The organism is Aggregatibacter sp. HMT-949, assembly GCF_041734645.1.
Classification (GTDB): domain Bacteria; phylum Pseudomonadota; class Gammaproteobacteria; order Enterobacterales; family Pasteurellaceae; genus Rodentibacter.
Map to the genome: position 1 here is coordinate 335303 of NZ_CP162010.1, position 21252 is coordinate 356554.

Sequence of the window (21252 nt, forward strand, 5' to 3'; positions counted from 1 at the left end):
TTTCTTTTTTCTTGCTAAAAGAGAGCGGTTATAATTCGCGAGGTTTTGCGACGTTATGTTGTGCTTGCCCAACGCTGAAATAATGCCGGTTGGGTAATATTTGAGAGATTTCGGGCTTCACAAGGCGTGTTTGAAGTGTAAACAATGTTATTTCTGGACTTCCCAAATAGCACCGCATTGGAATGGCGTTCAATGCGGTGCTGTTGGCGAAGTGCTCGGATTTTTGCTAACGGTTAGATAAGTCAGTCAAACGATTCGGCAATCGTTTTGTGCATTTGCCGCAGCATAATGTCGATGTTTTTTAACAAAGGAAAAGAAAATGAGCATTACTGTAAATCAAATCGTGTTGCACCAATTAATTAAGCGAATCGATGGTGACGATAATAAAATGGAAAGCATTTTACGTAACGAGTTACATCCGATCACGGCGGAGGTGGAACAAATGATGTTGCAGTTGCATCAAGGCTATCAAAATAAAGCCAAGGCTTTCGGTGTGTTTCAAGATAATTCGGTATTTGCGCAACAATTAAATCGTTTACTAGAACAAGAAACGGAATTTTTAGATTTCAGCCAATATTCGACAAGGCTTTTGGCGGATGAATTAAGCAAATATAACTTTGCCGATAGTGGTACACTTGTGTTATGTCAATACAATTTCCTCGCCACCGATTATTTGTTTATCGCCTTGCTTGATAGCCGCCACAGTATGTGGGTGGACGAACACTTGGATATTCGTCGCACAGAATATCTTGATATTACGCAATTTGATATCGCCGCACGGGTGAATTTGACCGATTTGCAAATAAACGCCAAGTCTAATCGTTATCTGACCTTTATTAAAGGGCGCGTAGGGCGCAAAATCAGCGATTTCTTTATGGATTTTTTGGGGGCGGAAGAAGGATTGAATCCGCAACTGCAAAACCAATGTTTATTGCAGGCCGTGAGCGATTATTGTGAGCAAGGAGAGTTGAATAAAGAGCAAGCTCAAGCAGTAAAAAAACAAGTGTTTGAATATTGCAAAGGGCAGATTGCCGGCGGTGAAGATATCGCCTTGGCTGAACTTTCTGACAGCTTGCCGACTCTAAACGAGCGGTCTTTTGTCGCCTTTGCGGAAGAACAAAATTACGGTTTAGAAGAACACATTCCTCCACTGCGTTCGGCGTTAAAATCACTCACTAAATTTTCCGGTTCAGGTAAAGGCATTAGCCTAACTTTTGATGCGGAATTGCTTAATACGCGCGTTCGCTGGGATCCGATGACGGATACGTTAAGTATTAATGGTTTACCGCCTAACTTAAAAGACCAACTGGAAAAGGCTTTAAAAGCCGAGAATTAGTTTGGCAATATTTTTAAGTTTGGGTATTATTTCACAAAATTTTGCAAGGATAGGTAAAGAAAATGCAATTTAAAATTCTTTTGGGCGTCGCTGTATTGGCATTAAGCCTTTCAGCTTGTTCTACGGTTGAAAAAGTGGTTTATCGCATTGACGTGCCACAAGGCAACTATTTGGAAGCCACCAATGTGGCGCAAGTCAAACAAGGTATGACTGCACAACAAGTACAATATTTGCTTGGTACGCCGGTTTTAATTGACCCTTATAGCAATTTGACTTGGTATTATGTGTTCTTGCAACAGCGAGCCTATCAAGCACCTGACCAACATACTTTTACCGTAAAATTTGACCAAAGCGGTGTTGTAACGGAAACACATTTGGATAAACCGTTGCCGGAAGTGGCATCGCAAAGTGAGAATAACACCATTATCGAACGTAACGGCGAGGGTAATAAGAAATCTTGGTGGACGTTCTAGTAATTCTTGGGTTTGTCTGTAATGTAGGTGTTCCGTTTAATTGGTATTAAACATTATAGATAGAGAGTAGATAAAAGAGTTGAGCGTATTTTTCGATCAACTCTTTTTATTTATTTTGAGAAATTAGATTAATTTAACCGGGATTTTTACTACTAGTTTTTTTATCTTTTCCGCTTTTTCGCCTGTAATGCAGCAAGGTTTATGTGGTTCGTACGGATAGAATACGGCGAACATTTTCGGCACTAAGGTGATGGTGAATTTGTTTTCGATATTTGCCGTGGTGAGCTGATAATCATCGGCTTGGTTATAGTTTTCGTATTTGGCGAGGTTCGGATAAGTTGCGCCTACTTCAATATTTTCTGCACCGCGAATCAATACTTGCAAGTCTAAATAGTTATGGTGCAATTCCGCTTTTTTAGTGCTTGGTTCGGCAGTTTCCGGTTCCATTACGTTCATGTAAATTTGATCGTTAATATCATGGCGACCATTTTCCAATGCATTTAAATCTAATGTATTCAAATAATCACAAATTTCCGCGATTACTTTCGGTAAACCCACTTTAAAGTTTGGATTGGTAAGGCTGCTGATGATCATATTCTCTCCTTGTATGAATATGTGAATAAAAGTTGTCCCATGATAGCAAGTTGACCATACGAAATAAAGTTACCAATCACCTCAAAACATCTGTATAATACGCGAGCTTTATTTTCTGTGTTAGCGTGCGGCTATCAAAAGAGATTTTAAACGGTGGAATTTGGCGATAGATTTTTTTTGCTAGTCGCAATCTGAAAAATAAAGCATTATTTTTAATGTAATTTAAAGGAAAACATTGTGAATCCAATTGTTAAACAATTTAAATATGGTCAACATACTGTCACCTTAGAAACTGGCGCCATTGCCCGTCAGGCGACGGCTGCTGTGATGGCAAGCATGGACGATACCACCGTATTCGTCACTGTAGTGGCCAAAAAAGACGTGAAAGAAGGTCAAGATTTCTTTCCGTTAACCGTAAATTATCAAGAACGTACTTATGCCGCCGGCCGTATTCCAGGCGGTTTCTTCAAACGTGAAGGTCGTCCATCTGAGGGCGAAACCTTAATTGCCCGTTTAATCGATCGTCCGATTCGTCCGTTATTCCCGGAAGGTTTCTTCAATGAAATTCAAGTAGTTGCCACCGTTGTTTCAGTAAACCCGCAAATTAGCCCGGATTTAGTGGCGATGATTGGTGCATCTGCAGCGCTTTCATTGTCCGGCGTGCCGTTTAACGGTCCGATCGGGGCTGCACGTGTAGGATTCATTAACGGTCAATTCGTGTTAAATCCGACCATGAATGAACAAAAACAAAGCCGTTTGGATTTAGTGGTGGCGGGAACCGACAAAGCCGTGTTGATGGTTGAATCTGAAGCGGATATTTTAACCGAAGAACAAATGTTATCTGCGGTCGTATTCGGTCATCAACAGCAACAAGTGGTGATTGAGGCGATTAAAGAATTGGTTGCCGAAGCCGGTAAGCCACGTTGGAATTGGGTCGCACCGGAGCCAAATACCGATTTAATCAACAAAGTGAAAGCAATTGCCGAAGCGCGCTTAGGCGATGCATATCGTATCACTGAGAAACAAACCCGTTATGAGCAAATCGATGCGATTAAAGCGGATGTGATTGCACAAATCACCGCTGAAGATGAAGAGGTCAGTGAAGGTAAAATTGTAGATATTTTCACCGCTCTTGAAAGCCAAATCGTGCGCGGTCGTATTATCGCGGGCGAACCTCGTATTGACGGACGTACCGTTGATACTGTTCGTGCATTGGATATTTGCACCGGCGTGTTACCGCGTACTCATGGTTCTGCCATCTTCACCCGTGGCGAAACTCAAGCCCTAGCAGTTGCTACCTTAGGTACCGAACGCGATGCGCAAATCATTGATGAATTAACCGGTGAGCGCCAAGATCACTTTTTGTTCCACTATAATTTCCCTCCGTATTCCGTGGGTGAAACCGGTATGATCGGTTCACCGAAACGTCGTGAAATTGGTCATGGTCGTTTGGCGAAACGTGGCGTGGCAGCAGTGATGCCAACCTTAGCCGAATTCCCATATGTGGTACGTGTGGTGTCTGAAATCACTGAATCTAACGGTTCTTCTTCTATGGCTTCTGTGTGTGGTGCATCCCTTGCGTTAATGGACGCCGGCGTGCCGATTAAAGCGGCGGTTGCTGGTATTGCGATGGGGTTGGTGAAAGAAGATGATAAATTCGTCGTGCTTTCCGATATCCTTGGAGATGAAGATCACTTAGGCGATATGGACTTTAAAGTAGCCGGTACTCGTGAAGGTGTCACAGCACTTCAAATGGACATCAAAATCGAAGGTATTACCGCAGAAATCATGCAAATCGCATTAAATCAAGCGAAAAGCGCCCGTATGCACATTCTTGGCGTGATGGAACAAGCTATTCCGGCGCCGCGTGCGGATATTTCTGATTTCGCCCCGCGTATTTACACCATGAAGATCGATCCAAAGAAAATCAAAGATGTGATCGGTAAAGGTGGTGCTGTGATTCGTGCGTTGACTGAAGAAACTGGTACGTCCATTGATATTGATGACGACGGTACAGTAAAAATCGCTGCCGTAGATAAAAACGCAGTACAAGATGTGATGGCGCGTATCGAAGACATCACCGCCGAAGTGGAAGCCGGTGCGGTTTACAAAGGCAAAGTGACCCGCTTAGCAGATTTCGGTGCATTTGTGGCTATCGTGGGTAATAAAGAGGGCTTGGTTCACATTTCGCAAATTGCCGAAGAACGTGTGGAAAAAGTCAGTGATTACCTGCAAGTAGGGCAAGAAGTGATGGTGAAAGTAGTAGAAATCGATCGTCAAGGTCGTATCCGTTTAACCATGAAAGATCTTGCGCCTAAACAGGAAGCAGAAAGCAACCAAGAAGAACTTGCCGAAGAGCAAGAATAATCTTGGTTAACCCAATCAAAACTTGGTGGCATTGCCATCAAGTTTTGTTATTTTCCAACTCACTATTCGTACAAAAAGAAAGCAGATGCTGTGTTTTCGATTATTTCGTCGTTTTATAGCCTATTTATTTAGCCTATGTGCGGTGTTGTTCCTTATCGGCTGTGTCCGATCCGAGGGTGCTTTTGTATCTAACAATCGAATTGTACTTGCTGAACAAAATCCGAATACGCACTTTGAACAAGAAGTGATGATTGTACGTATTAGCCAAGTACTTTTAGTTGGAAAAATGAGTAACGAAGAACGCGCTGCCATGCATTTCGAGCGCGGTGTATTATACGATTCTCTTGGATTATGGGGACTCGCTCGTTACGACTTTACGCAAGCCCTTGCATTGCAGCCGAAAATGGCTTCTGTGTATAACTATTTGGGGCTTTACTTATTGCTTGAAGAAGATTACGACGGCGCACTGGAGACGTTCAATGCGGCGCTGGAATTGGATCCGAGTTATGACTATACCCACCTTAATCGTGGTTTAAATTTTTATTATGTAGGGCGCTATAATCTTGCCGAGCAGGATTTCTTACAGTTCTACCAAGCCGATACCAAAGATCCTTATCGTGTCTTATGGCTATATTTGAACGAACAAAAATTAAAACCACAAGAAGCCCGCGCAAATCTTGTCGAACGAGCAAAAGGGCTATCAAAGGACTTCTGGGGAACAAATATCGTTCAATACTACTTAGGACGCATTTCTGTGGAAGAATTGCAGCGGCGCGCAGCCGATTTTGCGGAAAACGCACAACAATACGCAGAAATTTTGACAGAAACCTATTTTTATCTAGCAAAACAAAAACTCAATGCGGTGCTGGTGGACGAGGCGGCGACCTTGTTCAAACTGGCCATGGCGAATCAGGTTTATAACTTTGTTGAGTATCGTTTTGCCTCCTTTGAGCTGATGAAATTAAAACCGGCTCAAGCGGAAGACGAAAAAGAAGTGAAAAGTGCGGCAACTAAAGCCGCGGCATTTTAACAGCCGACCACCTTTTTACGATTCTCCGATTTCTTCGCTCGCCCTTCGGGATTGTTGGTAAAGCCAACACTTAAAGTGCCTTCGCATTTTCTCCCTCGGAAACGGGAAAGGTTAGATATCAGGAATACAATCAACAAATAAACCCGAAAGCCCCTTGAGCTTTCCTCATTTTATTCGAGAATTTTAATGACAGACAAAATCACTTTTAATGACTTAGGTTTGCCTGAGTTTATCTTAAAAGCCGTTTCAGACTTAGGTTTTGAAACGCCCTCTCCGATTCAACAAGAATGTATTCCGCATTTACTTAACGGCAATGACGTTTTGGGTATGGCGCAAACCGGTAGCGGTAAAACGGCGGCATTCGCTCTTCCATTGCTTGCGCAAATTAACTCGGAAGAAAAACATCCGCAAATGTTGGTGATGGCCCCGACGCGCGAGCTTGCCATTCAAGTGGCGGATGCGTGCGAACAATTTGTTAAACACGCTCGCGGCATCCGCATTGTGACCTTGTACGGCGGGCAACGTTACGATATCCAACTGCGCGCTCTAAAACAAGGTGCTCAAGTGGTGGTAGGTACGCCCGGACGTATTCTCGATCACATTCGCCGCGGTACGTTAAATCTTGCTGAATTACGTTTCATCGTGTTAGATGAAGCGGACGAAATGTTGCGTATGGGCTTTATTGATGACGTGGAAACCGTAATGGCAGAATTGCCGGAACATCATCAAACCGCGTTGTTCTCAGCAACTATGCCGGAGCCGATTCGTCGTATTACCAAACGCTTTATGAACGATCCGAAAGAAGTGAAGATCAAAGTGAATAACGACAACGCCCCGGATATTGAGCAAAGCTGTTGGTACGTGCATGGTGTGCGTAAAAACGAAGCCTTGTTACGTTTCTTAGAAGTGGAAGATTTTGACGCCGCGATTATTTTTGCCCGCACCAAAACCGCCACGTTAGATATTACCGAACTGCTTGAAAAAAGCGGTTTCCGCTCCGCCGCATTGAACGGCGATATGACCCAACAATTGCGTGAACAAACGCTTGATCGTTTGCGTAACGGCAGTTTGGATATCGTGGTGGCGACGGATGTAGCCGCACGCGGTATCGACATTGAGCGTATCAGTCTTGTGGTGAATTACGACATTCCGTTGGATGCAGAGTCCTATGTGCACCGCATTGGTCGTACCGGTCGTGCAGGGCGTTCAGGTCGCGCCTTATTGTTTGTCGAACCGCGTGAACGTCGTTTACTTCGTAACATTGAACATTTAATGAAAAAAGGTATTAATGAAGTGGAATTGCCGAATCATTTAGTGTTACAAGAATGCCGTCGCAAAAAATTCGTGGCGAAAATTACCAAACAGCTTGAACACCACGATTTGGAACAATATCGCAGTTTATTGGAAGATTTGTTTACCGCCGATCAAGATCAGGAAGATATCGCCGCAGCCATGTTGATGTTGTTGCAAGGCAAGCAAAAATTGATTCTTCCACCGGATCCGCCGATGGATAAACGTCGTCGCGATCGCAATGAGCGCAGTGAAAATCCGCGTTCGGCGGAACGTCGGGGGGAACGCAAAGGCTACGGTAATCCGCAGCCGATGGATCTATATCGCATTGAAGTGGGACGCGGCGACGGCGTGGAAGTACGTCATATCGTGGGCGCTATCGCTAACGAAGGAGACATTAACAGCCGCTATATTGGCCATATCAAACTTTACGATGATTATTCTACTGTCGAATTGCCGCAAGGCATGCCGAAAGAATTGTTGCAACAATTTGCTAAAACCCGCGTGTTGAATAAGCAAATGCAAATGTCTTTTTTAGGCGAAGCAAAATCCGACGGTGCTCGAGGTGGCGATGACTTCAGAGGTAAACGTCGTGGAGGTCGCAGTGTTGAGCGTGGCGATTTCGGAGATCGTGGACGCAATGAACGAGGTGGTCGTAAATTTAATGAGAAAAATAGTCGCACTTTCGGCGAGCGTTCTTATAGAGAGCGCCGCGGTTAATAAGAGCGCCTTAGTTAATTAATCATTGCAGCCCCTTGAATCGAAAGGGGCTTTTTATTGTCTATAAATCAAATTCTCGCTAAAATCCACCGGCTTTTACAAAAGGGCTACATATTTGAAAGGTTTATTTTTACGTATTATCGTCTCATTTATACTGTTGCTTTGGGCGATTGATATGATATTTCCGTGGCAAAAAATTATACGCTCCGAAGAAAATCGTTATCAGACGGTTCAATCGCGCGGTACGCTAGTGGTTGGCACAATCAATAACCCACTCTATTATTTTGTCGGATCGGAGGGAGAATCCGGTTTGGAATACGAGTTGGCAAAAAGCTTTGCGGATTATTTAGGGGTGAAGTTAGAAATTGCAGTATTTGACAATCCCAATGCGGTGCTCGGCGCGCTTGAGAATAATCGGATAGACTTGGCAGCGGCAAGTTTATTATTCTACTCTAAACGTGCGGAGCAATTCCAAATCGGTCCGTCTTATACTTCAGCTTCATGGCAATTGGTTTACCGTAAAGGGGAAAATCGTCCGAAAGATTTAGGCCAAGTACAACAAGAGATTGTGATTGCTGAAGGATCGGAATTAGACGAACTATTGGCGCAATCGCAGAAAAAATTTCCGAAGCTGCGATGGAAAAGTAACAAGCAGTTAACGCAAGAAGAGTTATTGATTCAAGTTGCGGAAGGCTACATTCCTTACACGATCGCTAATTCCATTGATGTGGCGATGGCTCAGCAAATTCGTCCTGACCTTGCAATCGCCTTTGATTTAACAGACGAAGCCGGCGTACATTGGTATCTTGCCGATAATTCTTACAACGAGCTGCAGGCTAGTTTACTCGACTTTATGAGCACCGCATTGGACAGCGGTTTAATTGATCGTATTGAAGAGAAATATTTTCGGCATATTGCGCAGTTTGATTACGTGGATAGTCGCGCTTATTTAGATGCCGTTGAAAACATTTTGCCGCAATATCAACCGCTTTTTGAAAAATACAAGGGCGAGTTGGATTGGCGTTTGTTGGCGGCGGTGGCTTATCAAGAATCTCATTGGAACCCTGATGCTACCTCACCTACCGGGGTACGTGGCATGATGATGCTCACCAAAGATACGGCAGAGCGGATGAAAATCGATGATCGAACCGATCCTGAGCAAAGTATTAAAGCCGGTTCAGATTATCTTCATTGGTTGATTGCACAGATGCCGGATAGTATTCCGCAAGAAGACCGAATTTGGTATGCGCTCACCGCTTATAATATGGGGCTAGGGCATGTAGTGGATCTACGTCGTTTAACAAAAAAACTAGGCGCCAACCCGGATAATTGGTTAGATGTAAAGAATAACTTGCCGTTACTGTCGGAAAAACGCCATTATAATGGACTAAAATATGGCTATGCTCGAGGTTATGAGGCATATCAATACGTAGAAAATATCCGCCGATATATGAATAGCATTGTGAATTATCATCGCGTTAAGGAAAATCAGAACCGCTTTGAGCAAGGTAAAGATGCTTCACGCGATAATCAAGATGCGGTTAAAAACACGGAATAGAAAGGAAAGATAGACCTGCCGGAGCCCAGTAGAAAAATAACAAATAAAAAGGCTTATTAATGTTTTTAATAAGCCTTTTTTTCGTAATCTTGCTTAATTTGTTTCCTCAGTATAACCCTTCATGCTACTAAGTTTTGCTAAACCTATATTGCAACTTTTCAACTGTGTAGCCAGTTCCATTTCAAGAATTTGTTGCTTACTTTGGTTCAGTTTATTTTTGATTTTGCTTACTTGAGTATGCGTACCCGGTTGTTTTTCAGCCTGCGCAATTAAATTTTCTGTTTCTTTGAATAATTGCTCGCATTGTTGCGGCAACATATTTTTTTCTGGTGTTGCTGCAATTGTGGAAAACGAAACCATAGAAAATAATGCAGCTAAAATACTTGAGATTTTTTTCATTATGAAATCCTTCAATAAGATTTTCTAGATATGACGGTGGGCGAAGTTAGCAAAATACGAGATTATTGTCTAGGGAAAATTGATAATTTTGCGATAAACGGACGTACTATTTATTGGCTCCGTAATATCCTATCTATTTTAGAAAAGGGAAATTTGATGTAAATCAATTTCATGTATGGCTAGCTATAATGGGGTATTTGCTATTTATATCAAAAAATATGATGTGGATAGCATTTTTAGTGTTTTTTATCCTTATGTTTAGTAGTAGAATAACTACCATTCTTGAGTTATCCGCGTTGTAATCCGTAATTTGATGTAGTTCGCAAAAGGGATTATTGTGTGCGGTAATTCAGTTTTCGCTTAATAATTGTGCATTTTGTCTGTTGTTGAGTAGCTTTTGGGGTGATTATTTAAGGGATTCCTTTATTAATCATAGTGAATAACTTGTAATTATTACAAGAGGTTGAGATGTTGGACGTTGTTGAACTTTCTCGCTTGCAGTTTGCTTTAACTGCGTTATATCACTTCATTTTTGTTCCTCTTACATTAGGTTTGTCTTTCATTCTCGTCATTATGGAAACGACCTATGTGGTGACAGGTAAAGAAGTTTATAAAGATATGACAAAATTTTGGGGTAAGTTATTTGGTATTAACTTTGCCCTTGGCGTGACCACCGGTATTATTATGGAATTCCAATTCGGTACTAACTGGTCTTACTATTCTCATTATGTAGGTGATATTTTCGGTGCACCGTTGGCGATTGAAGCATTACTTGCATTTTTCTTAGAATCGACTTTCGTCGGTTTATTTTTCTTTGGTTGGGATCGCTTAACTAAAGGTAAACACTTACTTGCAACTTATTGCGTAGCGTTCGGTTCAAACCTTTCTGCAATGTGGATTTTGGTGGCAAACGGTTGGATGCAAAACCCGGTTGCGGCGGAGTTCAATTTTGAAACCGTACGCATGGAAATGACGAACTTTATGGATTTATGGTTGAATCCTGTTGCGCAAAGTAAATTCTTACACACCCTTTCTGCCGGTTATACCTCAGGTGCTTTTTTTGTATTGGCGATTAGTGCGTTTTATTTGTTAAAAGGTCGTGATCTTAGTTTTGCCAAACGTTCTTTCTCTGTTGCGGCAACCTTTGGTTTTATCGCTTCGCTTGCGGTTGTAATTTTAGGGGATGAGTCCGGTTACGATATCGGTAAGGCTCAGCCGGTGAAATTAGCGGCGATGGAAGCGGAATTTGAAACGCATCCGGCACCGACAGCATTCCATCCGGTTGCGATTCCAAATACCGCTGAAATGAAAAATGATTTTGCGATTAGTGTACCTATGCTTGGTGGCATAATTGCAACTCGTTCTTTTGATAAAGAAATTACCGGTTTAAAAGAACTCCAAGCATTAAACGAAAATCGGGTACGTAACGGTATGGTGGCTTATGATCTTTTCACTCAATTGAAAGCGGAGAAAAAAGCATCGGGTCAAGTCAATCCTGAAACTAAAGCGAAATTCGATGAAGTGAAAAAAGATCTTGGTTTCGGTTTATTGTTAAAACGCTACACCGATAAAGTGGTGGATGCGACAGAAGAGCAAATTAAACAGGCTGCGCGCGATACCATTCCGAATGTGGGGCCTAACTTTTGGGCGTTTCGCGCAATGCTCGCTGCGGGTGGTTTAATCGCCTTATTAGCCTTCGGCGCATTTGTTCAAAACTTGCGTAATAAAGTGATGCAAAGTCGATTATTGCTAAAAGCTTTATTATGGGGGTTACCGTTGCCTTGGATTGCCATCGAATGCGGTTGGTTCTTGGCGGAATACGGTCGTCAACCATGGGCAATTTATGAAGTGTTGCCGGTAGGCATTTCTGCTTCTCACCTAAGTGTGGGCGATCTTTGGTTCTCTATCGGTTTAATCTGCGCACTTTATTTAGCCTTTATTATTGTTGAAATGTACTTAATGTTTAAATATGCACGTTTAGGGCCAAGTGCATTGAAAACCGGCAAATACTACTTTGAGCAATCATCTAAATAAGCAGGAGACGAATTATGATTGATTATGAATTTCTACGTTTTATTTGGTGGATATTGGTCATCGTATTGCTGATCGGTTTTTCTGTAACTGATGGCTTTGATATGGGCGTAACCGCGCTTTTACCAATTGTCGGTAAAAAAGAAGTGGAACGTCGAATTATGATTAACACAATAGCACCGCATTGGGACGGTAACCAAGTTTGGTTGTTAACCGCCGGTGGTGCGGTGTTCGCAGCCTGGCCTATCGTATATGCCGTTTCTTTCTCCGGTTTCTATATCGCATTGGTATTAGTGTTGGCAGCGTTATTCTTCCGTCCGATTGGTTTTGAATACCGTGCCAAAATTGATAGCCCAACATGGCGTACTGTCTGGGATTGGGGGTTGTTTGCAGGTGGTTTTGTACCGGCATTAGTGTTTGGCGTAGCATTCGGTAATTTACTACAAGGTGTGCCATTTGAATTCAATGAAATCGCACAAGTTACCTATACGGGGTCATTTTTTGCTTTATTAAACCCGTTCGCTTTATTATGCGGTGTGATTAGTTTGGCCATGCTTGTCACGCACGGTGCAAACTGGTTACAAATGAAAACCACGGCTGAATTAAGAGATCGTGCTCGTGCAATTACTCAAATCGGCGCACTTGTAACTTTGATCGCATTTGTGCTTGCAGGCGTATGGCTATACTTTAAGGATGGTTATGTTGTAACCAGTGCTATTGACCACTTAGCGCCTTCTTCTCCTATGGGTAAAGAAGTGAAAGTAGAAATTGGAGCATGGTTCAAAAACTTCAACGAAATGCCGATTCTACGGCTTTTCCCTGCATTGGTAGTGGTGGGCGCATTGCTAAATATTGCCGCTTCTAAAGCAAATCGTTGCGGTTTCGCGTTCTTCTTTTCGGCATTAACTATGGCCGGCGTGATTATTACCGCTGCGGTTTCTATGTTCCCGTTCGTAATGCCTTCAAGTTCTCATCCAGAACAAAGCTTGTTAATGTGGGATGCAACCTCAAGCGAATTAACCTTAACCTTAATGCTAGGTTTAGCGCTCGTATTTGTAACAATTTCTCTTGCGTACACCATTTGGTCATACATGAAAATGTTCGGCCGTTTGGATGAAAGCTTTGTGGCAAACAACAAAAACTCATTATACTAAGGAGACAATATGTTATACGCAATTTGGATAGTGGGTGTTTTAACAGCAATTTTTGCAAGCGTAAAAGTCACAAAAAGTAAAGAAAATTTAGGGAAATTCGACGAATAATGATTCGCGTTCTTTATCAATATGTTAATAAGGGTTCGTTCAGAACCCTTTCATTTATTTTGGCGATAGCATTAACATTCGCTTTTTTCTTCAATTTTAATGGTTTCTCCAGCGGGCTAAGAACAGCCAATCCTTTTCTAGTCTTATTTATTTTATGGGGCTTAATAACCTCTTGGATCCACGGCATCGGCTTTGAAGTGAAGCTCGCCTTTTGGCGTTTACTTTTTTTGCCTTATTGGGGGTACCTTGCGTTTTTATCGGCGATCATCGTTCATTATTGACAAGTCAAAATAGCACCGCATTGAAAGTGCTTGCGCCGAGTAAAAACAGTCTCTAAAATACGCGACCTCAGACTTCTTAATGGGGAAAGCAAGGTGAGTTCAAGGATTTTTCGTTTTCCGGTTCGTGTTTATTATGAGGATACGGATGCTGGTGGAGTAGTTTATCACGCTCGCTATTTGCATTTTTTCGAACGCGCCAGAACGGAATATCTAAGACTGCTGGAATTTTCTCAACAAACCTTGTTGCAGGAACAACAAAGCGCGTTTGTTGTCAAATCGATGGCGCTTGACTATCGCGTTCCGGCAAAATTGGATGATTATCTTATTATTGAAACCGAAGTTAGCGCGATTAAAGGTGCGACAATCCTTTTTGAGCAACGATTAATACGTGATACGGTGATTTTATCAAAGGCTACTGTAAAAGTAGCTTATGTTGATTTAGGCAAAATGAAACCGGCGGCGATTCCGACAGAAATAAAAGCCGCCTTTTTAAACAATATAGAACACTTTTCGGAGTAGCTGATGACTGCAGAATTGAACTTTTTAGAGCTTTTTCTAAAAGCGAGTATTGTTGTTCAACTTGTAATTGTGATTTTAATTTCATTCTCAATTATTTCTTGGACGATTATTATCCAACGTAGTCGTGTATTAACAAATGCGTTAAAAGAAGCGAATACTTTTGAAGATCGTTTCTGGTCAGGCGAAGACTTAAATAAATTATACGAAGGTTTATCAAATCGCCGCGACGGGTTAACTGGAAGCGAACAAATTTTCTTTGTCGGTTTTAAGGAATTTTCTCGTTTAAAGCAAGTCAATCCGGAGGCGCCTGAAGCGATAATTAAAGGAACTTCGCGAGCAATGAATTTAGCGATGAATCGAGAAGTGGAAATGCTTGAAAGTCGCGTGCCGTTCTTAGCAACAGTGGCTTCTGTAAGCCCGTATATCGGTTTGTTCGGTACCGTTTGGGGGATTATGCACGCTTTTATGGCATTAAGTGGCGCTAAGCAAGCCACTTTACAAATGGTAGCACCGGGGATTGCGGAAGCATTGATTGCAACTGCCATCGGTTTGTTTGCTGCGATTCCGGCCGTCATGGCTTATAACCGGTTAAGCTTACGTGTAAATGCGATTGAGCAAAATTACGGTAACTTTATTGATGAATTTACCACGATTTTACATCGTCAAGCCTTTGGTAGAGCACCGCATTCCCATTAAATGGGAAAACGTTAAAAATATAGTCTTTTAGCGTGGTTTTTTAGGGGAAAATATGGCTCGTCGTTCACGTAAAGAAATTAAATCTGAAATTAATATTGTGCCGTTCTTGGATGTATTGCTAGTACTCGTACTTATCTTTATGGCGACCGCACCCATTATCAGTCAAAGCGTCCAAGTGGAATTGCCAGATTCGGTACAAAGTCAAAATGTGTCAAATGAAGATAAAACACCGGTGATTTTAGAAGTTTCCGGCGTTGGGCAGTACGCGCTTTCTATCGGCGGTGAGCGCCAAGAAGGCCTAACGGAAGAAATGGTGACGCAGTTATCAAAACAAGAATTTGATAAGGATAACAATACGATGTTCCTTGTTGGAGGAGCAAAAGAAGTGCCTTATGAAGAAGTTATCAAAGCATTGAATTTACTTCATTTGGCGGGTATTAAATCTGTCGGTTTAATGACGAACCCAATTTAATCGAGAGTAGGTAAAACGTGCAGAATAATCGACAAAAAAAAGGTGCGAATGCGTTTGTCATTTCGATTCTTATGCACCTTGCTTTGTTCGGTCTGTTGATTTGGAGCTCTTTCTATCAAACCGTTGAAATTATGGGCGGCGGTGAAGGTGATGGCGATGCACTTGGCGCGGTAATGGTTGATACGGGGAATGCATCGCAAGAATGGGGGCGTCTCCAACAGCAGAATAAAGGGCAAACCGATAAACAGAAAAAGACAGATCCGGTAGAAGAAAAACCGCTTGTTGAACAGCAAGAAGAAGTTCGTCGGCAAGAAATTGCAAAACAAGAAGAGCTGAAGCATCAGCAGGAAATTCAGCGCCAACAAGAAATTGAACGTCAAAAGCAAGAATTAATAGAGAAGCAAAGACAGCAAGAACTTGTTCGCCAAGAAGTATTGGAAAAGCAAAAACAAGCCGAAGAAGCGAAAGCAAAACAAGCCGCGGAAGCGGCAAAGCTTAAAGCTGAGGCAGAGGCTAAACGTTTAGCCGCAGCAAAACAAGCGGAAGAAGAGGCTAAGGCGAAGGCGGCAGAGGCAGCCGAAAAAGCGAAGAAACAAGCAGAGGAAAAAGCCAAAGTAGAGGCAGAGGCCAAAGCGAAAGCTGAAGCAGAAGCGAAGGCTAAAGCAGATGCTGATGCGAAGGCTGCGGCGGATGCAAAGGCGAAAGCAGATGCTAAGGCAAAAGCTGCCGCGGATGCGAAAGCAAAAGCGGAAGCAGCAGCTGCAGTTAAGCGTAAAGCGGATCAAACTGCATTAGATGATTTTATGAACGGAGGCGATCTTGGCGGCGGTAGCGCTTCTAAAGGTGGCAATGCAAGCAAAGGTGGAACGCAAGGTAGTGGCGCTAGCTTGGGCTTGGGCGACGGCGGTAAAGTAGGTGACCAATATGCAGGTGTTATTAAGCGTGAAATTCAGCGCCGTTTCCTAAAAGATCCAAGTTTTGCGGGAAAAGTTTGTCGAATTAAGATTCAGTTGGAGCGAGATGGTACGATTCTAGGTTATCAGAAGGTGTCAGGTTCCGAGGATATTTGTACTGCTGCACTCAGTGCAGTGGCTAGAACCAAGAAAGTTCCTGCGGCACCGTCTGATGCTGTGTATGAAAAATACAAAGCACCGATTATTGATTTCGATATCAAATGATTGTTTTGAGAAGTATGTACTCGTTAACGTAAGGATAACAAAATGAAATTATTCAAAAAATTAATAGGTGTATTTGCAGCGCTCTTTGTTGTTGCAGGTCACGTTGTGGCGGATGATGAAGTTCGCATTGTGATTGATGAAGGGGTGGATGGCGCACGTCCTATTGCCGTCGTGCCGTTCGCAGGTTCTGCCCCTGAAAATATTGGCAAAATCATTGCGGATGATTTGCGTAATAGCGGTAAATTCAATCCTATTTCGGAAGCTAGGATGCCTCAGAAACCGACTTCAGCTTCTGAAGTAAATCCGGAAGCTTGGACTGCATTAGGCATTGATGCAGTTGTGGTCGGACAAGTGACTTCAACCGGAAGTGGTTATAATATCTCCTATCAGTTAGTCGATACGGTAGGCGCATCAGGTACCCCTGGGACGGTACTCGTACAAAATAGCTATACAGTGACGGATAAATGGTTACGCTATGGTGCTCATACGGTAAGTGATGAGGTATTTGAAAAATTAACGGGTATTCGAGGGGCTTTTAGAACCCGAATTGCATATGTGGTGCAAAAAAATGGTGGTTCACAACCTTATGAAGTTCGAGTGGCTGATTATGACGGGTATAATCAATTTATCGTGAACCGTAGTTCGCAACCGATTATGTCTCCAGCCTGGTCGCCAGATGGTAAACGTTTAGCATATGTTTCGTTTGAGAATAAAAAATCACAGCTTGTCGTGCAAGATCTTGGTTCAGGTGCGCGTAAAGTTGTTGCATCGTTTCCAGGGCATAACGGTGCTCCGGCATTCTCGCCAGATGGTTCGCGTTTAGCCTTTGCTTCATCACAAGACGGTACATTAAATATTTACGTGATGAGCGCAAATGGGGGAGTTGTAACTCAATTAACACGTGGTTCGGGTAATAATACTGAACCGTCTTGGTCACCGGATGGTAACTCAATTTTGTTTACCTCTGATAGAAGTGGTTCCCCTCAAGTTTATCTAATGAGTGCTAGTGGTGGTAGCGCTTCACCAATTGGAGGTCGAGGTAGCGCGCAAATTAGTGGCGATGGTAAGATGCTTGTTATGATCAACGGTAATAACAATGTCGTAAAACAAGATCTTTCTACCGGTGCCTCGGAAATATTAAGTACATCTTTTTTAGGCGAAAGTCCGAGTATTTCACCTAATGGAATTATGATTATTTATAGTTCTACACAAGGCTTAGGAAAGGTGCTACAATTAGTTTCTGCAGATGGTCGCTTTAAGGCGAGTCTTCCAGGAAGTAATGGCCAAGTGAAATTTCCAGCTTGGTCGCCATACTTAACTAAATAAAAATGTGATTAGGAGAATCTAATGAACAAATTTGTTAAATCATTATTAGTTGCGGGTTCTGTAGCTGCTTTGGCAGCATGTAGCTCTTCTAGCAACGATGCAGGTGCAAACGGTCAAACTTTCGGTGGCTATTCTGTTGAAGATCTTCAACAACGTTATAACACTGTGTATTTTGGTTTTGATAAATACAATATTGAAGGCCAGTATGTTCAAATCTTAGATGCGCACGCAGCATATTTAAATGCAACTCCGGCATCTAAAGTAGTTGTTGAAGGTAATACTGACGAACGTGGTACTCCAGAGTATAACATCGCTTTAGGTCAACGTCGTGCAGATGCAGTTAAATCTTTCTTAGCTGGTAAAGGTGTTGAAGGTAGCAAAGTTTCAACTGTTTCCTACGGTGAAGAAAAACCGGCTGTATTAGGTCATGATGAAGCCGCATATTCTAAAAACCGCCGCGCAGTATTGGCATACTAATTTTTAGAATAAGCCTAGTTTAAAGAGGACGGAGACGTAAGTCTCCGTCTTTTGTTTTTTATAAGCCGAATGTTATAGAATTGATGAGGATTCGTTCAACTAACTAAAAAACCTAAAATTTTCCTTGCGCCAAAAAATAAAATCAGTAATATACGGCACGTCAAAATGACGTGGGTCGTTAGCTCAGTCGGTAGAGCAGCGGACTTTTAATCCGTTGGTCGAAGGTTCGAATCCTTCACGACCCACCACTTAAGATATATTCCTCTTCTTGGGGTCGTTAGCTCAGTCGGTAGAGCAGCGGACTTTTAATCCGTTGGTCGAAGGTTCGAATCCTTCACGACCCACCACTTTGTTTTCAGAACTCGTATTTCCTCAGTTGGGTTGTTAGCTCAGTTGGTAGAGCAGCGGACTCTTAATCCGTTAGTCGAGAGTTCGAGTCTCTCACAACCCACCATATTTTCTGAAATTATGCAGCTGTGTATAAAGCTGAAATGACCTCACAAAATAGCACCGCATTGAAGTGACTTCCGATGCAGTGCTATTTTGTGAAGTAAACTTAATTCCTCAAATAGTTTTGTGCATTTGCTGCATAATACCAATATCTTCTATTGATAAGTTGTCTTTATTTTTTAAATAAGAAGATTCTAGACTCAAAGTCGAAGTTATCGTGCTATAATAACCTTAAATTATAGTCAAATACTAGAGTGTTATGTTTGATCATATTCGAATAGTGCTTATTGAAACTTCTCATAGTGGAAATATAGGTTCTGCGGCTCGAGCAATGAAAACAATGGGGCTTTCTCAGTTGTATCTTGTTTCTCCAAAATCGGTTGATAAACAATCGCTTGCCTTGGCAGCCGGTGCGGATGATATTGTCACGAATGCACATATTGTCTCAAGTTTTGATGAAGCTATTGCAGATTGTTCATTAGTGATAGGTGCTAGCGCACGTTTGCGCCATTTACAAAGTACTCTGCTTGGGCCAAGAGAATGTGCTGAAAAAATATCATTATATCAAGGGAATATTGCGATTGTATTTGGACGTGAGCGTGTAGGTCTGCGTAATGAGGAACTGCTGAAATGTCATTATCATTTAACGATTCCTGCAAATCCTGATTATTCCTCGCTCAACTTGGCAATGGCTGTTCAATTGGTGAGCTACGAACTTAGAATGGCATTTTTAGCAAATAAGGAAAATGGTTTTTCATTTTCCTTAGCTAATAAATCTGATGAGTCAAAAAAGCATGCTAATGCGCAGGAAATGGAATATTTCTTTAAGCATACAGAGCGTGTTTATAAATCATTAGGATTTATTAAAAATCAAGGTGTTATGCAAAAATTACGACGTTTGTATAACCGTGCAAGTGTAGAAGAAAATGAATTAAATATTTTACATGGCATGTTAAGTGCGGTTGAAAAACGCTTAGAGTTACTTAATATAGATAGTTGACTATTTTAGTTGGACATGTAAACATTGAGACAACTTTTAAAAGGGGACTTTATGAAACTAACTTCAAAAGGGCGTTATGCAGTGACAGCGGTTTTAGATATCGCATTAAACGCAGCGAATGGGCCCGTGAACCTTGCTGATATTTCAGAACGTCAGAATATTTCACTATCTTATTTAGAACAGCTTTTTGCGAAGTTGCGTCGTGACGGTTTAGTTCAAAGCGTACGTGGCCCAGGGGGCGGCTATAGGTTAGGTTTACCAAGCGACAAAATTTCAGTGGGGATGATCGTCTCTGCCGTAAATGAAAATATTCATGTAACCAAGTGTCTTGGTGCCGGAAATTGTCAAAATGGTACAGAGTGTTTAACTCATGCTCTTTGGGATGAACTGAGCAACCGCATTGAGAGTTTTTTAAACGAGATTACCTTAGCCGAATTGGTGAATAAAAGAGCGTCAAAGCACCAACCACATAACAATTTTGAAAATTTATTAATTATTAATCAGTAAGAAAAGTTACCTTATATAAGTGCGCTCAAGTTTTGGAAAGATTTTAGGAGTGAAAATGAAATTACCCATTTATTTAGATTATGCGGCGACTTGCCCGGTTGATGAACGCGTGGCGAAAAAAATGATGGAATATTTAACTATCGATGGTGTTTTCGGTAATCCGGCTTCTCGTTCCCACAAATTCGGCTGGCAAGCTGAAGAAGCGGTTGATGTTGCACGTAATCAAATCGCCGATTTAATCGGCGCTGATTCCCGTGAAATTGTGTTTACCTCCGGTGCGACAGAATCCGACAACTTGGCGATAAAAGGTGCAGCGCACTTTTATCAAACTAAAGGTAAGCACATTATCACTTGTAAAACCGAACACAAAGCCGTGCTTGATACTTGTCGCCAATTAGAACGTGAAGGTTTTGAAGTCACTTATTTAGAACCGGAATCCGATGGCTTAATTGATTTAGAAAAATTCAAAGCGGCATTGCGTCCGGATACCATTTTAGCCTCTATCATGCACGTGAATAACGAAATCGGCGTGATTCAGGATATTCAAGCCATCGGTGAATTATGCCGAGCCAACAAAACGATCTTCCATGTAGATGCCACCCAAAGTGTAGGCAAAGTGGATATCAATCTCGCCCAGTTACCAGTGGATTTAATGTCTATGTCCAGCCATAAATTATATGGTCCAAAAGGCATTGGCGCATTATACGTTCGCCGCAAGCCGCGTATTCGTTTAGAGGCCATTATTCATGGCGGTGGTCATGAACGCGGTATGCGTTCCGGTACATTGCCGGTACATCAAATTGTCGGGATGGGTGAAGCCTATCGTATTGCCAAAGAAGAAATGGCGACAGAGATCCCACGCATTAAAATCCTGCGCGACCGTCTGTACAATGGTTTAAAAGACATTGAAGAAACCTATGTGAATGGCTCCATGGAACATCGCGTCGCCAATAACCTCAACATCAGTTTTAACTATGTAGAAGGTGAATCTTTAATGATGGCATTGCGCGACATCGCGGTTTCATCTGGATCTGCCTGTACTTCCGCCAGCCTTGAGCCATCTTACGTATTGCGAGCCTTAGGTCGTAATGATGAATTAGCACACAGCTCAATTCGCTTCACCTTAGGTCGTTTTACAACAGAAGAAGAAATCGACTACACCATTAACTTGATGAAAGGCGCAGTAGAAAAATTACGCGCATTATCTCCGCTTTGGGATATGTTTAAAGAAGGCATAGACTTAAATACTATTAAGTGGTCAGCCCACTAATTTGGCGGGCGATGAA

At 42.2% G+C, this 21252-nt stretch carries 20 protein-coding genes and 3 tRNA genes; 21 read left to right on the plus strand and 2 right to left on the minus strand.

Going from position 1 to position 21252, the window contains the following annotated elements:
- Window positions 1-319 precede the first annotated feature (319 nt).
- A complete protein-coding gene (gene yejK, locus AB3F25_RS01675) occupies window positions 320-1336 on the plus strand; it encodes a nucleoid-associated protein YejK (RefSeq protein WP_373603803.1) in 1017 nt (338 codons plus the stop codon).
- A 62-nt stretch (window positions 1337-1398) separates the two neighbouring features.
- Window positions 1399-1809, plus strand: coding sequence for an outer membrane protein assembly factor BamE (gene bamE / locus AB3F25_RS01680; protein WP_373603804.1), 411 nt, complete (start codon window positions 1399-1401; stop codon window positions 1807-1809).
- Between the two features lie 123 nt (window positions 1810-1932).
- Here the strand turns inward: bamE and nanQ are convergent, their stop codons facing one another.
- Window positions 1933-2403 carry an N-acetylneuraminate anomerase gene (gene nanQ / locus AB3F25_RS01685; protein ID WP_373603805.1) on the minus strand — a complete coding sequence of 157 codons (471 nt, stop codon included), beginning with the start codon at window positions 2401-2403 and terminating at the stop codon, window positions 1933-1935.
- A 237-nt stretch (window positions 2404-2640) separates the two neighbouring features.
- Between nanQ and pnp the strand changes: the two genes are divergently transcribed.
- The 4 genes from pnp (at window position 2641) to mltF (ending at window position 9368) form a co-directional block, all read left to right on the plus strand.
- A complete protein-coding gene (gene pnp, locus AB3F25_RS01690; protein WP_373603806.1) occupies window positions 2641-4770 on the plus strand; it encodes a polyribonucleotide nucleotidyltransferase in 2130 nt (709 codons plus the stop codon).
- 85 nt (window positions 4771-4855) lie between these two features.
- Entirely contained in the window at window positions 4856-5800 is a 945-nt protein-coding gene (nlpI, locus tag AB3F25_RS01695) for a lipoprotein NlpI (RefSeq protein WP_373603807.1), read from the plus strand.
- Between the two features lie 186 nt (window positions 5801-5986).
- Window positions 5987-7810, plus strand: a complete 1824-nt coding sequence (locus tag AB3F25_RS01700) for a DEAD/DEAH box helicase (RefSeq protein ID WP_373603808.1) — start codon at window positions 5987-5989, stop codon at window positions 7808-7810.
- A 115-nt stretch (window positions 7811-7925) separates the two neighbouring features.
- Window positions 7926-9368 carry a membrane-bound lytic murein transglycosylase MltF gene (gene mltF / locus AB3F25_RS01705; RefSeq protein ID WP_373603809.1) on the plus strand — a complete coding sequence of 481 codons (1443 nt, stop codon included), beginning with the start codon at window positions 7926-7928 and terminating at the stop codon, window positions 9366-9368.
- A gap of 93 nt (window positions 9369-9461) precedes the next feature.
- Here mltF and AB3F25_RS01710 read toward each other — a convergent pair whose 3' ends face one another.
- Window positions 9462-9767 carry a DUF5339 domain-containing protein gene (locus tag AB3F25_RS01710; protein ID WP_373603810.1) on the minus strand — a complete coding sequence of 102 codons (306 nt, stop codon included), beginning with the start codon at window positions 9765-9767 and terminating at the stop codon, window positions 9462-9464.
- A 468-nt stretch (window positions 9768-10235) separates the two neighbouring features.
- On the opposite strand from AB3F25_RS01710, the gene AB3F25_RS01715 reads away from it, so the two are divergent.
- The 15 genes from AB3F25_RS01715 (at window position 10236) to AB3F25_RS01785 (ending at window position 21236) form a co-directional block, all read left to right on the plus strand.
- Window positions 10236-11801, plus strand: a complete 1566-nt coding sequence (locus AB3F25_RS01715) for a cytochrome ubiquinol oxidase subunit I (protein WP_373603811.1) — start codon at window positions 10236-10238, stop codon at window positions 11799-11801.
- A gap of 14 nt (window positions 11802-11815) precedes the next feature.
- A complete protein-coding gene (cydB, locus tag AB3F25_RS01720; protein WP_373603812.1) occupies window positions 11816-12952 on the plus strand; it encodes a cytochrome d ubiquinol oxidase subunit II in 1137 nt (378 codons plus the stop codon).
- Between the two features lie 107 nt (window positions 12953-13059).
- Window positions 13060-13341 carry a cyd operon protein YbgE gene (gene ybgE / locus AB3F25_RS01725; protein WP_373603813.1) on the plus strand — a complete coding sequence of 94 codons (282 nt, stop codon included), beginning with the start codon at window positions 13060-13062 and terminating at the stop codon, window positions 13339-13341.
- Window positions 13342-13434: 93 nt separating this feature from the next.
- On the plus strand, window positions 13435-13860 hold the full coding sequence (ybgC, locus tag AB3F25_RS01730; RefSeq protein ID WP_373603814.1) for a tol-pal system-associated acyl-CoA thioesterase: 426 nt from the start codon (window positions 13435-13437) through the stop codon (window positions 13858-13860).
- Between the two features lie 3 nt (window positions 13861-13863).
- The gene (tolQ, locus tag AB3F25_RS01735) at window positions 13864-14556 is read left to right on the plus strand and encodes a protein TolQ (RefSeq protein WP_373603815.1); all 693 of its coding nucleotides are present in this window, start codon (window positions 13864-13866) and stop codon (window positions 14554-14556) included.
- Window positions 14557-14608: 52 nt separating this feature from the next.
- Window positions 14609-15028, plus strand: a complete 420-nt coding sequence (gene tolR, locus AB3F25_RS01740) for a colicin uptake protein TolR (RefSeq protein ID WP_077474114.1) — start codon at window positions 14609-14611, stop codon at window positions 15026-15028.
- 17 nt (window positions 15029-15045) lie between these two features.
- Window positions 15046-16206: a cell envelope integrity protein TolA gene (gene tolA, locus AB3F25_RS01745; RefSeq protein ID WP_373603816.1), complete on the plus strand. Its 1161-nt coding sequence runs from the start codon at window positions 15046-15048 to the stop codon at window positions 16204-16206.
- Between the two features lie 42 nt (window positions 16207-16248).
- Window positions 16249-17532, plus strand: coding sequence for a Tol-Pal system beta propeller repeat protein TolB (gene tolB / locus AB3F25_RS01750; RefSeq protein WP_373603817.1), 1284 nt, complete (start codon window positions 16249-16251; stop codon window positions 17530-17532).
- A 21-nt stretch (window positions 17533-17553) separates the two neighbouring features.
- Window positions 17554-18009 (plus strand): peptidoglycan-associated lipoprotein Pal, encoded by a 456-nt coding sequence (pal, locus tag AB3F25_RS01755; RefSeq protein WP_373603818.1) that lies wholly within the window; start codon window positions 17554-17556, stop codon window positions 18007-18009.
- A gap of 172 nt (window positions 18010-18181) precedes the next feature.
- Window positions 18182-18257: transfer RNA gene (locus AB3F25_RS01760), tRNA-Lys, on the plus strand.
- 23 nt (window positions 18258-18280) lie between these two features.
- Window positions 18281-18356 (plus strand) — tRNA-Lys (locus AB3F25_RS01765).
- 31 nt (window positions 18357-18387) lie between these two features.
- A tRNA-Lys gene (locus AB3F25_RS01770) sits at window positions 18388-18463 on the plus strand.
- A gap of 255 nt (window positions 18464-18718) precedes the next feature.
- Window positions 18719-19459, plus strand: a complete 741-nt coding sequence (gene trmJ / locus AB3F25_RS01775) for a tRNA (cytosine(32)/uridine(32)-2'-O)-methyltransferase TrmJ (protein ID WP_373603819.1) — start codon at window positions 18719-18721, stop codon at window positions 19457-19459.
- A 51-nt stretch (window positions 19460-19510) separates the two neighbouring features.
- Window positions 19511-19966 carry a Fe-S cluster assembly transcriptional regulator IscR gene (iscR, locus tag AB3F25_RS01780; protein ID WP_373603820.1) on the plus strand — a complete coding sequence of 152 codons (456 nt, stop codon included), beginning with the start codon at window positions 19511-19513 and terminating at the stop codon, window positions 19964-19966.
- Window positions 19967-20021: 55 nt separating this feature from the next.
- Window positions 20022-21236: an IscS subfamily cysteine desulfurase gene (locus AB3F25_RS01785; RefSeq protein ID WP_373603821.1), complete on the plus strand. Its 1215-nt coding sequence runs from the start codon at window positions 20022-20024 to the stop codon at window positions 21234-21236.
- Window positions 21237-21252: the final 16 nt, after the last annotated feature.